We start from the raw sequence: 13,299 nt of genomic DNA, 5'->3' as shown, positions 1-13,299 counted from the left end.
TGTAGAACGGCGCTTCGCCGCACTCCTCGAGCTGCTTCTCCATGTTGATCTTGATCTTGTGCATCGGCACGTGGCCGGGGCCCTCGATCATCACCTGGCAGCCCTTGTCCCAGGCGCGCTTGGTGAGCTCGCCCAGCGTCTCGAGCTCGGCGAACTGCGCGGCGTCGTTGGCGTCGGCGATGGAGCCGGGGCGCAGGCCGTCGCCCAGCGAGAAGCTGACGTCATACTTGCGCATGATGTCGCAGATCTCGTCGAAGCGCTCGTAGAGGAAGCTTTCCTTGTGATGGCTGAGGCACCAGCGCGCCATCATCGAGCCACCGCGCGAGACGATGCCGGTGACGCGCCGCGCCGTCAGCGGCACATAGGCCAGGCGCACGCCGGCGTGGATGGTGAAGTAGTCGACACCCTGCTCGGCCTGCTCGATGAGCGTGTCCTTGAACACCTCCCAGGTGAGCTTGAGCGGGTCGCCATCCACCTTCTCCAGCGCCTGGTAGATCGGCACGGTGCCGATCGGCACCGGCGAGTTGCGCATGATCCAGGAGCGGATGTTGTGGATGTTGCGGCCGGTCGACAGGTCCATCACCGTGTCGGCGCCCCAGCGAATGGCCCAGACCAGCTTTTCGACCTCGTCGGCCGCCGTCGAGACCACGGCCGAATTGCCGATATTGGCGTTGATCTTGACCAGGAAGTTGCGGCCGATGGCCATCGGCTCGACTTCGGTGTGGTTGATGTTGGCCGGGATGATGGCCCGGCCGCGGGCCACCTCGTCGCGCACGAATTCCGGCGTGACGTGCTCGGGCAGGGAGGCGCCGAAGGATTCGCCGTCGGCGAGCTTCGCGGCCGCCTGTTCCAGCACCGCCTCGCGGGCCAGGTTCTCGCGGTGCGCGACGTAGCGCATCTCTTCCGTGATGATGCCCGCGCGGGCGAATTCGTACTGGGTCACCATCTGGCCGGGCTCGCCGCGGCGCACCACCCGCTCGGCCGGGCAGGCCGCGACGAGCTTGTCGGCCGAGACCATGCCGTTGTCCTCGGGCCGCACCGGGCGGGGCGCGATGGCCGGGAAGCCGCGGCGGGCGATCCAGCCCTCGCGCACGCCGGGAAGGCCCTGCAGCAGGTCGATGCCGGAATCCGTCTCGGTATAGGGGCCGGACGGGTCGTAGACGCGGACCGGCGCCTCGGCCGGATCGGACAGCGTGATCTCGCGGAACGGCACGCGGATGTCCGGGTGGCCGGCCGGCGCGGCGTAGACCTTGCGCGAGCCGGTGATCGGGCCGGTCGTCACGCTCTGCGGAACGCCCTTCACCTTGTCGACATGGATCGTCATGAGCGTCCTCCTCGTGTGCCGGCTCCGACGCCTCTCGCGGGCGGCGGCGCGGTCGCGCTGGCGAAACGGCAGGGCCGGTCCGGGCGCGGGAAGGGTCTCTGGGACGAAGGGGGGTGGCGGATTGGCGCCGGGTCCCGTCCCTCCGCCGGCATGACCCGGATCAGGTTGGAGGGTCACGGCCGATCAGCCGTATCTCAGCCGCTCGCGCGGCCCCCCTCGGAACAGCGCGAAGGTGGGCCGGTGTGGGACCGATGTCAATCGGACAGGTCCAGCCGGAGACCGAGCGTCCGTTATGTGCGCTGCAACACTTGGCCGCCGGGAGCGGCCGCCTATCTCCCCCTCAACCGGCCGCATTGGCCGTCGCCGAGGATTCCATGCCGTCTCTGTTCGATCCCATCCGGTTCGGTGCCATCACCGCCCCGAACCGCATCTTCATGGCGCCCCTGACCCGCGCCCGCGCCACCCGCCAGCACGTCCCGACCCCTGTGATGGCCGAGTATTATGCCCAGCGGGCGAGTGCCGGCCTGATCATTTCGGAGGCCACCGGCATCAGCCAGCAGGGCCTGGGCTGGCCCTATGCTCCCGGCCTGTGGAGCGCCGAGCAGACGGAGGCCTGGAAGCCGGTCGTCGCTGCGGTGCACAAGGCGGGCGGCCGCATCGTGGCCCAGCTCTGGCACATGGGCCGCCTCGTCCACCCGGATTTCCTCGGCGGCGAGGCCCCCGTTTCGGCCTCGGCCACCACGGCACCGAGCCACGCCCATACCTATGATGGCACCAAGCCCTACGGGCAGGCGCGCGCGCTGCGGCTCGACGAGATCCCGGGCCTGATCGAGGATTACCGCATTGCCACCCGCAACGCGCTGGCGGCCGGGTTCGACGGGGTGCAGGTGCATGCCGCGAACGGCTATCTGATCGACGAGTTCCTGCGCGACAATTCCAACCTGCGCCAGGACGGCTACGGCGGCTCGATCGAGAACCGCATCCGCCTCTTGCGCGAGGTGACGGAGGCCGTGGTCGAGGTGGCGGGCGCGGACCGGACCGGCGTGCGGCTGTCGCCGAACGGCGATTCCCAGGGCACCAACGATTCCAACCCGCAGGCCCTGTTTCCGGCGGCGGCGGCAGCCCTGTCCGATCTCGGCATCGCCTTTCTGGAGCTGCGCGAGCCCGATTTCGAGGGCACGTTCGGCAAGGCCGAGGTCGCGCCGATCGCCCCCGCCATCCGCAAGGTGTTCCGCGGGGCGCTGGTGCTCAACTCCGACTATGACGGCCCGAAAGCCCGCGCCGCCATGGCCCGGGGCGAGGCGGACGCCATCGCCTTCGGCCGCCCCTTCCTGGCCAATCCGGACCTGCCGTACCGACTGGCCGAGGGCCTGCCCCTGAACAAGGACAACCCCAAAACCTGGTATTCCCAGGGGGACGAAGGCTACATCGACTACCCGAGAGCCCGCGTCGCGGCGTAACGGGCGCCTCCGGCCGGACCCGCTCCGGCCGGAGCGCTACTCGGTGGCGCCGGCCCGCTGCTCCCGGCGCCCCAGCGAGGCGACCGCCTCCGGACCGCGGAGGCGGTATTCAGGCAGACGCTGCAGCACGTCCGCGATCGGCTTCTCGGTCCAGGCCTGCGTGACGTAGTCGCGATGGTTGGCGTCGGGCCCGGTGTTCAGGAACACGGCCCCGCCGCGCGACAGATTGCCCTTCAGCTCGGTGGAGACCGGGACGCTCCGGGCCGCGAGCTGGCGCTCGAGTTCGCCCGCCTGGCGGCGGGTGTAGGGCGTCGACGCGTTGACCAGGAACTTGCCCCGGCCCGACGCGGCCCAGTTCGCGAACTTCTCGTATTCGCCGTAGATCGAATCCAGCAGCACGACGCCGCGCACGCGGTCCTGCGCGCCGCCGGCGGCCTGGACCGCATAGGCGGCCGGCACGAAGCCGCCGGAATAGGTGACGACAACCACGGGCATCTCGCGGAAGGCGCGCTCGGCCGCCTCCCCGCCGCCATGCAGCTTGGCCAAGCGCTGCGCGCTCTCGTCCAGGAAGCGGGCGAAGCCGCCCTCCTCCCAGAAGCGGCCGGCGCTGGAATCCGAGGCATCGACCGCGAATTGCGGCGCCACCAGCACGGCATTGGCGCCGGAGGCGGAAACCTGGGCCGGAACCTGCTGCCGGTTCATCACGTCGCGCTTCAGCGTCGCGCCGTGGCCGTGGAAGAACACCACCATCACGCCCGGGCGACCGAGGTCGAAGCCCCGCGGGATGTGGGCGAGCACGCGGTTGTCGCCAAACGTCTCGCTTTCCAGAAACAGGCGGCCGCGGCCCGAGCGGTGCCCGCGCTCCTCGCCCTGTTCGGTGTTCAGAAAGGGCTGCTGCGTGCCCGGGATCAGGCCGTCATAGGGAAACGGCGCCGCATCGAAGCCGACCAGCCGGGTCACGGCCTGTTTGAGCGGGGCGGGGCCACGTGGGGCGAGCTGCCGGAGGTTCGGCAGCGGCGGGTCGTCGTTCACCCGGGCGCTGCGCAGCTTGGCGCCGACAGGGTCCCGGGGCGCGGCCGAGGCGGACGCGAAGGCGGCGGTGCTGTCCGGATCGAGGCGGGCGGTTTGGGCCGCAACCGCACGCTCGGGCGCCAGCGCGGCCAGCGTCGTGGCGGGGTGCGGCAGGGATTCGAGCACGGCGGCGTTGGCGGCCGCAAGCCTCGGCTCCGCGGCCGGTTTGGCGCTCTGCACGGCGGGGCGCGGCCCTTCGGCCCCCCCGATCGGCAGGCAGGCGACCACGGCGGTGCCGATCAGAGCGACGCCCGCCGCGAGGCCGACGTCGCGAAGGGTGATGCCGCGCCGGCCACCGCCGACCACCAGGCGGCCGCTCGGCCGGAGGCTTCCCTGCCGCAGCGGGGTCGCGTCCCAGTCCGTCGCGGGACCCGGCGCCGACGACCGCGAGGTCAGAGCGACGCCCGCCCGCAGAGGCGTGGCCTTTCGATACAGCATCCGTCCCCCATCGCGGCCGGACCGGTCTCCGCCGGAACCCGGCCTCTCCGAGATTAGGCCAGCATGGTTGCCAACCCGTTTACCATGTCCTCAGCCTCTTGTGGCCCGATCAGCACACCCGTTCCGCAATGCAGCACAACGGACTCGTTGCCATTGAAAAGCCCGCCTAAGTCAAAGAATGTTCACTGTGGCAATTTAGAGGCTTCGGCAACCTGCGATGGCGAATGATGCTGCGAGCGGGCCGGGCCCAGCCTCGGTCACCGCGGTGGCCGCAACGGCCATCGTCGTCGCGGACATGGTCGGGGTCGGCGTCTTCACCTCGCTCGGCTTCCAGGTGAAGGACATCACCTCGGGCTTTTCCATCATCCTCCTGTGGCTGATTGGTGGCATCGTGGCCCTGTGCGGCGCGATTTGCTACGCGGAACTCGCCTGCATGTTTCCCCGCAACAGCGGCGAATACAACTTCCTCACCCGGTCCTATCACCCGGCCGTCGGCTTCCTGGCCGGCTGGCTCTCGGCCACCGTGGGCTTTGCCGCCCCCGTGGCGCTGGCCGCCATGGCGTTCGGGGAATACGCGAAGTCGATCGCCCCGGGCGCGCCGCCGCTGGTGCTCGGCCTCGCCGTGATCTGGGCCGTGTCGCTGGTCCACCTCACGGGCAACCGCCACGGCAGCCTGTTCCAGATCGTCTCGACGCTGGTGAAGCTCGCCCTGATCGCGGCCTTCATCGTGGCCGGGTTCTGGTTCGGCGGCGGCCAGCCGATCAGCTTCCTGCCGAGCTCGGTCGACGCCACCCACATCCTGAGCGCGCCCTTCGCCATCAGCCTCGTCTTCGTGATGTATTCCTATTCGGGCTGGAACGCCGCGACCTACATCATCGGCGAGATCAAGGACCCGCCCCGCGCCCTGCCGCGCGCGCTGCTGTTCGGCACGCTGATCGTGGTGGCCCTCTACGTGGCCCTGAACGCGGTGTTCCTCTACACGACGCCGATCAGCGCGCTGGCCGGCCAGATCGACGTGGCGGTGATCGCCGGCACCCACATCTTCGGTGAAGGCGGGGGCCGGCTGGTCGGGGGGCTGATCTGCCTCGGCCTGATCTCGACCGTCTCGGCGATGGTCTGGATCGGCCCGCGGGTCACGGTCGCGATGGGCGAGGACAATCCGTTGCTGCGGGTCTTCTCGCGCCGCCGCGCCAACGGCGTGCCGATGGCCGCCATCCTGTTCCAGGCCGTGGTCTCGAGCCTGCTGCTGTTCACGCAGAGCTTCGAGGCGGTGCTGGATTTCATCCAGTTCAGCCTGATCTTCTGCTCGTTCCTCGCCGTCCTGGGCGTGATCAAGCTCCGCATCACGCGGCCCGACCTGCCACGGCCGTTCCGGGCCTGGGGCTTTCCGGTGACGCCGATCGTGTTTCTCTCCGTCACCGGCTTCATGATGTACTACCTGATCACCACCCGGCCCATGCAGTCGCTGCTCGGCTTCCTGATGATGCTGGCCGGGCTCGCCGTCTACGGGCTCGCCTCGCGGGCCTCCTGGCAGGTGTCCGGCCAGGGAGCCGCGTCCAAATGAGAGTTCTGCTTCTCGTCGCGAGCCTGTTTCTGCTCGCGGCCGCCCCGGCCCGCGCCCAGACCGCGACGGTCGACGACACGGCCCGCTTCCTGGCCGGGCTCCCGCCCTCGGCGGACTCGCCGCTGGCCGCGCTTGCGGCCGAGCCGCGCTGGAAGCAGCACGCCTCGGGCTTCGACGCCACGTTCAGGCAGGCCGAGGCCCGGACCTTGTCCCGGGTCCGCAACTGGGCCGCCGCGAACCTCTCCGTGAAGCGGCCGACCCTCTATTACATGTTCAGCGGGCCGGACTTCCTCTACGCCAACGCCTTCTTTCCCGACGCCACCACCTACGTGATGGCCGGGCTCGAGCCGGTCGGCCACATCCCGGACGTTCAGAACCTGCCCAAGGCGACGCTGCCGCAGGCGCTCGGCGCGCTGCAGATCTCCATGCGGTCGATCCTGTCGTTCAGCTTCTTCCTGACCAAGAACATGCAGGGCCAGTTGCGGGCGACGCCGCTCAACGGCACGCTGCCGGTGCTGTATGTGTTCCTGTCGCGGGCCGGAAAGACGCTGCGCGACGTCAGCCTCGTCTATCTCGACGACGACGGCACACCGGTCGCGGGGGCGCGCCCGGCCGGCAAGACCGGCGCGCAGGGCGCCAAGATCGTGTTCGCGGGGGCGGGCGGCCCGGAGCAGACGCTCTACTACTTCAGCACCAACATCGCCGACGACGGCTTTCGCAGCGGCGGCATCGGCCGGCTCGGCGACAAGCTCGGCGAGGGCGTGGCCTTCGTGAAGAGCGCCTCATACCTGATGCACTCGCCGAACTTCTCGCAGGTGCGAAGCTTCCTCTTGGACAAGAGCGCGGCGATCCTCGAGGACGACAGCGGCATCCCGGTGACGTATTTCGACCCGGCCAAGTGGCAGTTGAAGCCCTATGGCCGCTATCTGGGGCCGATCACGCTGTTTGCGGGCCGCGGCCAACCCAGGCTCCGCGAGCTGTATGCCAAAGGCAGGCCGACCCCGATCGATTTCGGCATCGGCTACCGCTGGCGGCCGAACGAGTCGAACCTGCTCTGGGCCGTGAAGCGCGACAGCGTCGCCGCGCAGTAGCAGGCCGGAGCCGGGCTGCGAGCCCGGCTCCCCCCCTGCCCGTTCAGGTTCGGGCCAGCTCCTCGGACTCGTCTCTCGCGGCCAGCTCCGGCGCACGCTCGCTCGGGTCGCCGAGCCCGCCGCCGCCGGGCGTGTCCAGCACCAGACGGTCGCCGACCGGGATTTGCTGCAGGCCCTTGCCCCGCAGGACGGTGCCGGAGGCGAGCCCGATGCGGCCCGCCGCGCCGTCCCCTCCCCCGTCGCGGCCGCGCGGCGGATGGTCGATCCGATCCAGCGCCGCGAGCAGCTCGAACGGCTCGTCGATGGCGCTGCCGATCTCGATGCGCTGGCCGTGCCCGCCCCGGAAGCGGCCGAGGCCGCCGGATCCCGGCCGAAGCTCCTTGCGCCACCAGATCAGCGGCACCAGCGATTCCGCGACCTCCACGGGGGTGCCCTTGACGCCCGACGGGAAGGCCGTGGCCGACAGCCCGTCCCGGTCCGGCCGGGCCCCGGTGCCGCCATTCGACACAAAGGTGGTCGAGAAGCCGAAATTGCCGTTCGCATCCTGTGTGCGGCCGCGCAGATTCAGGTTCCAGAGGCAGGACGTGCCCTCGGCCGGAACCCTGTCCGGCACGGCCTGGCGCAGGCAGCCGAAGACCATGTCGGGGAGCATCTGGCCCGTGATGTGCCGCACCGACACCGGCGCCGGCTTCTCGGCATGGAGGATGGTGCCCACCGGGGCAGAGACGGTGAGCGGCGCGAGCGAGCCGGCATTGTTCGGGATGCCGGCCGCCACCACGCAGCCGAGCCCGAACACCGTATAGGCGGTCGTATAGGCGTGCGGGACGTTGATGCCGCGGTTCGAGACGGCGCTCGTGCCCGTGTAGTCGACATGGATGCCGCGCTCGGACACCGTCGTGGTGGCCCGGAGCGTGACCGGCTCGTCATAGCCGTCGATCACCATCTCGTAGGACCACGTGCCTTTGGGCAGCCGGGCGATCTCCTCCCGCACCGCCGCTTCCGAACGGCTGCAGATGTGGTCGGCGAGATGATCCAGGTCGTCGAGGTCGAACTCCTCCATCATGTCGCGCAAGCGCCGGCACCCGATGTCGTTGCAGGCGGCGAGCGAATAGGTGTCGCCCTCCGTGTCGACCGGCAGGCGGGTGTTGGCCCGGATCATCGCCATCAGGGTCTCGTTGAGGCGCCCCTCCTCGGCGAGCTTCAGGTGGGGAATGTAGAGCCCCTCCATGAACACGTCCGTCGCGTCAGGTCCCACGCCGAGCCCGCCGATGTCCATCAGGTGGCTGGTGCAGGCGAACAGCCCCACGAGCCGGCCGCGGTGGAAGCAGGGCGTCGTGAGAACGAAGTCGTTCAGGTGGCCCGTCCCCATCCAGGGGTCGTTGGTGATGTAGATGTCGCCGTCCCGCATCGTGTCGAGCGGGAAGCGTTCGATGAAGTGATGCACCGCCTCGGCCATGGAATTGACGTGGCCGGGCGTGCCCGTGACCGCCTGCGCCAGCATGCGGCCGCGCCGGTCGAAGATGCCGGCCGAAAGGTCGCCCGATTCCCGCACGATGGGGCTGAAGGCGGTGCGGATCAGCACCTGCGCCTGCTCCTCCACCACGGAGATCAGGCGGCTCCACATGACCTGGAGGGCGATCTCGCCCGTCTGGCCGCTCATGCCCGTTCTCCTTCCTCATCGCGCTCCAGCACGAGCGCCCCGCCGCCATCCAGCGACACCCGAAACGCGGCCGTGACGAAGGTCGACGTGCCCTGTTCCACCACCAATGCCGGTCCGTTGACCGTGCCGCCCGGCGCGAAATCCGCCCGTGCATAGACAGCCACGTCGACCGGAGTGGCGCGGTCGTCCAGCACCACCGCACGGCGCCCGATCGGGGCCGGGCCGGCCTGCGGCGCCACGTCCGGCACCCGTGCCGCGGCCGCGTCGGCGGTGCCGACGCGAACGGCCCAGCTCAGGACCTCCAGCGCCGCCCCGGGGATGTGGCGTTCGAACTGCCGGTCGTATTCGGCCTCGAACCGGGCCCGCAATTCGGCCGGATCGTGATCCGCGAGGTCGCGGTCCGGCAGCGTGATCGAGATCTCGTGCCCCTGGCCGAGATAGCGCATGAAGCACAGCCGGCGCTCGGCGAGCGTCTGCCCGCCGGCGGCGCTGGCGACGAGCGCTCTCGCTTCGCGGCTCATTTCCGCGAGCAACGCGTTGGCCTCCGCGAGGTCGAACCGGTCGAGCCGCATGTAGCGGCTGCGCACGAGCTCATAGGCGGCCGGAGCCCGCAGGAAGCCGACGGCCGAGCCGACGCCGGCATCGGGCGGGATCACCACGCGCCGAATGCCGAGCTTCTCGGCCAGCCGTGCCGCATGGAGCGGGGCGGCACCGCCGAAGGCCACCAGCACGCGGTCGGCGGCCACGAGGCCCCGCTCGACGGCGTGGACGCGCGCGGCGTTGGCCATGTTCTCGTCGACGATCTCGCTGATGCCGTAGGCGGCCACGGCGGGCGCGAGCGACAAGGGGCCACCGATGGTCGCTTCCACCGCGGCCGACGCGGCTGCGGGCGAGAGCGGAATGGAGCCGCCGGCGAATCGATCCGGATCGATGCGGCCAAGGACGAGATCGGCATCGGTGACCGTCGGCACGGTGCCGCCACGGCCGTAGCAGGCCGGGCCCGGCTCCGATCCGGCGCTGTCCGGCCCGACAGTGATGCGCCGCAGGGCATCCAGCCGGGCGAGCGAGCCGCCGCCGGCGCCAATTTCCACCATCTCGATCACCGGGATGCGGACGGGCAGGCCGCTGCCCTTGAGAAAGCGGGCGGCGCGGTCGACCTCGAAGCTGCGGGAGGTCAGCGGGGTCGCGTGTTCGATCATGCAGATCTTGGCCGTGGTGCCGCCCATGTCGAAGGACAGCACCTTGTCGAGCCCACGCTCGGCCGCCACGTGGGCGGCCAGAATGGCGCCACCGGCGGGGCCCGATTCCACGAGCCGGATCGGGAACCGGCGCGCCGTCTCGAGGCTCGCCAGCGAGCCGCCGGAGGTCATCAGGTGGATGGGAGCGCGCGAGCCCTCCCGGGCGAAAGCCTCAGCCAGGCGGCCGAGATAGCCGGCCATCAGGGGCTGCACATAGGCGTTGGCGATGGCCGTCGAGCTGCGCTCGTATTCCCGGATCTCTGGCGCGGCCTCCGAGGCGAGCGTCACGGCGATCTCCGGGCATTCCTCCGCCAGGATCTCGCGCGCGCGGCGCTCATGGGCACCGTTGCGGTAGGCGTGCAGGAAGGCGACCGCGACGGCCTCGACCTTTTCCGCCCGCAGCCGCGCCGCGACGGCCCGCAGGGCGGCCTCATCCAGCGCCACCCGAATCCTGCCCTCGACGTCGATGCGCTCCGGCACCGTGAACCGGAGCCGGCGCGGCACCAGCGGCCGCGGCCTCTCGATAAACACGTCGTATTGGTCGAAGCGGCCTTCGTCGGCGATCTCGATCACGTCGCGGAACCCGTCCGTCGCAATCAGCGCGGTCCGGGCGCCCTTGCGCTCGATGATGGCGTTCGTGGCGAGCGTCGTGCCGTGCACGAAGGTGTCGATTCCGGCAAAGCTCAACCCTGCCTCGGCCAGAAGCAGCCGCGTGCCAGCGAGCACAGCCTCCTCGGGCGCCCTCACGGTGGTCAGGATCTTACGGGTGCGCCGACCTGTGTCGGCGTCGAGAACGAGGTCTGTGAAAGTCCCGCCGATATCGACGGAAAGGCGTGCCATCTGGGTGCCGGTGGTCTCTGTGGGGGGGCGGCCCTTGTGACGGATAAGCGCGCCCCCGCCAAGCTCTGCCGTAGGCCGCCGCGGCGCCGCCAAACCGGGCGGGGCTGGGAAAAGGAATCCCGGCGCCCTTGCAAAAATCGCATCGAGGGGCTAAGTAAACCTCGTTGACTTTTGGCCAGACGACAGGGCCGCCTCTCGCGCCTCGCGCGACGCATGCTCCGACTTTCTCTCCAAAATTCTGCGAGCCAGGGCGCGGGCGCGACAGCATTTGCCCGCCCCTTACTGCGTCTAAATGCGAAGGAGCGTTTCCATGACTAACGGTACCGTGAAGTTCTACAACGACACCAAAGGCTTCGGCTTCATCCAGCCGGACGACGGCGGCAAGGACGTGTTTGTCCATGCGACCGCGCTCGAGCGCGCCGGCATCCGCGGCCTCGCCGAGGGCATGAAGGTGTCGTTCGACACGGAGCAGGACCGCCGTTCGGGCAAGGTCGCCGTGAACAACCTCCAGGTTGCCTGAGCAATCTGACCGAGCGGTTCCGCTCGATCTGGCCGTCCCGGTTCCGGGACGGCCTCTCTCCAAGAAGGATGTCTGCGTGAAGGAAGAGCTGATTCAGTTCGAGGGACTGGTGACGGAGATCCTGCCGGAGGCACGATACCGTGTGCAGCTCGACGTCGGACATCAGATCATCGCCTACACGGCCGGCAAGATGAAGAAGCACAGGATCAAGACGCTGGCAGGCGACCGCGTCACGGTGGAGATGTCGCCCTACGATCTCGAACGAGGTCGGGTCATCTTCCGCCACAAGGACGAGCGCGGCCCGATGGGCAGCCGCCCTCCGGCTCGGAAATTTTTCCGACGTTGAGCGGCCGTCTGGCCGAGAGGGAGGAATTCATGTCCGTCCACCGGTTCAAGCTCGGCCAGATCGTGCGGGTCACCCGGTCCTTCCCCGACCGGACCAGCCAAGGGGCCTACGAAATCACGCGCCTGCTGCCTGAGGCCGTCGACGGGGAGCCGCAATACCGCGTGCGCGGCCCCGACAAGATCGAACGGGTCGTTCCCGAGAGCCAGTTCGCCAAGCCCGAATCGCACTGAACCGGGCTGCTCCGGTCCGGAGCCGCGACAGGAGAGACGACATGGCTCGGTATTTCTTCTCCATCGCGCATCGCGACGGCGTCCTCGCCGATCGGGACGGGGTGGAGCTGGCCGACGATGTCGATCTCGCCCAGTGCGCCCTCTATCTCGCCGACCGCCTCCGCCAGGAGGCCTCTCTCAGCGAGGCATCCTTCTCCGGCTGCTCGATCGCCGTATCCAACCATGAGGGAAAGCTGCTGCTGCAGGTTCCCGCAGCCAGCCCCTAAGGAGGTCGGAATGACGAGGTTTCCCGCCGGAACATCGCTGACGGCCGCCGCCCGCCAGGAGCGGGCCCGCAAAATGGCCCAGGACGGCGACGCAGCCCGGGCCGAGCAGAAGGCGCAGTCCGAGGCGACCGACGCCAAGACCGAACGGCTGCGCGCCCTCCGGCTCGAACGCGACCGGGTCGAAACGGAAGCGCTCGCAGCCGCCGCCCTTCTGAAGCCGGCCAAGGCCTCGACCAAGAAACCCGCCAAGGTCACCCCGAAGGTCACCCGGCGCTCCATTCCGGTGGGCTGAGCGGCCCGCCTCGGGCCCCTCGCACCGGCGGAAGCCGACCGCACGGGCCCGGAGCAGGTCTCCCCGTGCCGTGACGTCCCCCGCCACGCCAGCCGGCATGCTGGCCGCGCGTGGCCGCCATCCCCCGTCAGGGCTTGCTCGGAGCGCGCCCGGTTGGCCGCGCCGCGGACCCGGTCGCCGGTGTGGCGCCCGGCGGCTCCGGCTGCCTTAGGCCGCGCTTTTGGCGATCCAGCGCGAGAGATCGCCCTTCGGCTTCGCGCCGACCATCTGATCCACCTTCTCGCCGTTCTTGTAGATGAACAGGGTCGGGATGGACCTGATGCCGAGCTCGGAGGCGATCTGCGGGTTCTCGTCGATGTTGATCTTGGCGACCTTCACCTTGCCGGCCATCTCGTTGGCGATCTCCTCGAGCGCCGGGCCGATCATGCGGCAGGGACCGCACCATTCCGCCCAGAAATCGACCACGACGGGCTCCTTCGATTGCAGCACGTCCTGGGCAAAGCTCTGGTCGGTCACCTTCATCGTCGCCATGATCTGATTCCTTGTGCGGCCCGCGGGCCGTGTTGAACGTGAAGGTATGAACGGCTCCGGGGCCGGTCAAGGAAGCCGGCCGAGCACCTGGGCCAGCGCGGAGCCGAGCGCCGCCGGGTCCGGCTCGATCACCGTGGGGCCCTCCGTCCAGACGAGGAGTGTCCGGACCGGCCGGTCGGGATGAATGGCGGCCAGCAGCTCGCGATAGAGGGCGAGCTGGGCCAGGTAGGCGCCCGGGACGCCGCCGGGCGGCGGGGCGCCGGTCTTGAAATCGGCCAGCAGCACCTCGGACGGGGTCACGGCCATGCGGTCGATCTGGCCCGCGACCGCGCGCTCCCCGCCGGGCGGACCGACCCGGCCCGCAATCGCCACCTCACCACGCGAACCGGGCCCGAACAGGCCGGCGAGGCGAGGCTCGGCCATCACCC

Annotated in this window: 14 protein-coding genes and 1 riboswitch; of the genes, 8 read left to right on the top strand and 6 right to left on the bottom strand. The window is 69.8% G+C overall.

The annotated features are described in order from the left end of the window. Positions 1–1,324 (bottom strand): phosphomethylpyrimidine synthase ThiC (thiC, locus tag JWR86_RS04665; protein ID WP_299561430.1); only part of this gene is annotated, 1,324 nt, incomplete at its 3' end. 120 nt (positions 1,325–1,444) lie between these two features. Further along, a riboswitch (TPP riboswitch) is annotated at positions 1,445–1,551 on the bottom strand. Positions 1,552–1,698: 147 nt separating this feature from the next. On the opposite strand from thiC, the gene JWR86_RS04660 reads away from it, so the two are divergent. After that, positions 1,699–2,784: an alkene reductase gene (locus JWR86_RS04660; protein ID WP_299561428.1), complete on the top strand. Its 1,086-nt coding sequence runs from the start codon at positions 1,699–1,701 to the stop codon at positions 2,782–2,784. Positions 2,785–2,820: 36 nt separating this feature from the next. Here JWR86_RS04660 and JWR86_RS04655 read toward each other — a convergent pair whose 3' ends face one another. Next, positions 2,821–4,293: a hypothetical protein gene (locus JWR86_RS04655; protein ID WP_299561426.1), complete on the bottom strand. Its 1,473-nt coding sequence runs from the start codon at positions 4,291–4,293 to the stop codon at positions 2,821–2,823. A gap of 217 nt (positions 4,294–4,510) precedes the next feature. Between JWR86_RS04655 and JWR86_RS04650 the strand changes: the two genes are divergently transcribed. Further along, complete coding sequence (locus JWR86_RS04650; RefSeq protein WP_299561424.1) at positions 4,511–5,857, top strand: amino acid permease; 1,347 nt, start codon at positions 4,511–4,513, stop codon at positions 5,855–5,857. Further along, entirely contained in the window at positions 5,854–6,948 is a 1,095-nt protein-coding gene (locus tag JWR86_RS04645; protein WP_299561422.1) for a hypothetical protein, read from the top strand. The genes JWR86_RS04650 and JWR86_RS04645 overlap by 4 nt, the downstream gene beginning before the upstream one ends. A gap of 43 nt (positions 6,949–6,991) precedes the next feature. On the opposite strand, the gene JWR86_RS04640 is transcribed toward JWR86_RS04645, so the two are convergent. Continuing rightward, the gene (locus JWR86_RS04640) at positions 6,992–8,608 is read right to left on the bottom strand and encodes a hydantoinase B/oxoprolinase family protein (protein WP_299561420.1); all 1,617 of its coding nucleotides are present in this window, start codon (positions 8,606–8,608) and stop codon (positions 6,992–6,994) included. Continuing rightward, the gene (locus JWR86_RS04635; RefSeq protein WP_299561418.1) at positions 8,605–10,686 is read right to left on the bottom strand and encodes a hydantoinase/oxoprolinase family protein; all 2,082 of its coding nucleotides are present in this window, start codon (positions 10,684–10,686) and stop codon (positions 8,605–8,607) included. Before JWR86_RS04635 ends, JWR86_RS04640 begins: the two co-directional genes overlap by 4 nt. 310 nt (positions 10,687–10,996) lie before the next feature. Here JWR86_RS04635 and JWR86_RS04630 point away from each other — a divergent pair, with 310 nt between their 5' ends. From JWR86_RS04630 to JWR86_RS04610, 5 genes are all read left to right on the top strand, one after another. After that, positions 10,997–11,206, top strand: coding sequence for a cold-shock protein (locus JWR86_RS04630; RefSeq protein WP_299561416.1), 210 nt, complete (start codon positions 10,997–10,999; stop codon positions 11,204–11,206). Between the two features lie 76 nt (positions 11,207–11,282). Continuing rightward, on the top strand, positions 11,283–11,552 hold the full coding sequence (gene infA / locus JWR86_RS04625) for a translation initiation factor IF-1 (protein ID WP_299561414.1): 270 nt from the start codon (positions 11,283–11,285) through the stop codon (positions 11,550–11,552). Positions 11,553–11,581: 29 nt separating this feature from the next. After that, positions 11,582–11,782: a hypothetical protein gene (locus tag JWR86_RS04620; RefSeq protein ID WP_299561412.1), complete on the top strand. Its 201-nt coding sequence runs from the start codon at positions 11,582–11,584 to the stop codon at positions 11,780–11,782. Between the two features lie 41 nt (positions 11,783–11,823). Then, on the top strand, positions 11,824–12,048 hold the full coding sequence (locus JWR86_RS04615) for a hypothetical protein (protein ID WP_299561411.1): 225 nt from the start codon (positions 11,824–11,826) through the stop codon (positions 12,046–12,048). 10 nt (positions 12,049–12,058) lie between these two features. Beyond that, positions 12,059–12,340, top strand: a complete 282-nt coding sequence (locus tag JWR86_RS04610) for a hypothetical protein (protein WP_299561409.1) — start codon at positions 12,059–12,061, stop codon at positions 12,338–12,340. A 207-nt stretch (positions 12,341–12,547) separates the two neighbouring features. Here JWR86_RS04610 and trxA read toward each other — a convergent pair whose 3' ends face one another. Next, a complete protein-coding gene (gene trxA / locus JWR86_RS04605) occupies positions 12,548–12,874 on the bottom strand; it encodes a thioredoxin (RefSeq protein ID WP_299561432.1) in 327 nt (108 codons plus the stop codon). 63 nt (positions 12,875–12,937) lie between these two features. Next, the coding region (locus tag JWR86_RS04600) for a PD-(D/E)XK nuclease family protein (protein ID WP_299561407.1) at positions 12,938–13,299 on the bottom strand (362 nt) is incomplete at its 5' end.

Source organism: Enterovirga sp. (genome assembly GCF_028290205.1).
Classification (GTDB): Bacteria; Pseudomonadota; Alphaproteobacteria; order Rhizobiales; family Beijerinckiaceae; genus Enterovirga.
This window is presented reverse-complemented; position numbering and strand designations above follow the sequence as displayed.

Coding starts and splice junctions, on each gene's coding strand:
- JWR86_RS04615 (WP_299561411.1), top strand. CDS start 11,824: ATGGCTCGGTATTTCTTCTCCATCGCGCATCGCGACGGCGTCCTCGCC.
- JWR86_RS04630 (WP_299561416.1), top strand. CDS start 10,997: ATGACTAACGGTACCGTGAAGTTCTACAACGACACCAAAGGCTTCGGC.
- JWR86_RS04620 (WP_299561412.1), top strand. CDS start 11,582: ATGTCCGTCCACCGGTTCAAGCTCGGCCAGATCGTGCGGGTCACCCGG.
- JWR86_RS04635 (WP_299561418.1), bottom strand. CDS start 10,686: ATGGCACGCCTTTCCGTCGATATCGGCGGGACTTTCACAGACCTCGTT.
- JWR86_RS04640 (WP_299561420.1), bottom strand. CDS start 8,608: ATGAGCGGCCAGACGGGCGAGATCGCCCTCCAGGTCATGTGGAGCCGC.
- JWR86_RS04645 (WP_299561422.1), top strand. CDS start 5,854: ATGAGAGTTCTGCTTCTCGTCGCGAGCCTGTTTCTGCTCGCGGCCGCC.
- JWR86_RS04650 (WP_299561424.1), top strand. CDS start 4,511: ATGGCGAATGATGCTGCGAGCGGGCCGGGCCCAGCCTCGGTCACCGCG.
- JWR86_RS04660 (WP_299561428.1), top strand. CDS start 1,699: ATGCCGTCTCTGTTCGATCCCATCCGGTTCGGTGCCATCACCGCCCCG.
- JWR86_RS04610 (WP_299561409.1), top strand. CDS start 12,059: ATGACGAGGTTTCCCGCCGGAACATCGCTGACGGCCGCCGCCCGCCAG.
- JWR86_RS04655 (WP_299561426.1), bottom strand. CDS start 4,293: ATGCTGTATCGAAAGGCCACGCCTCTGCGGGCGGGCGTCGCTCTGACC.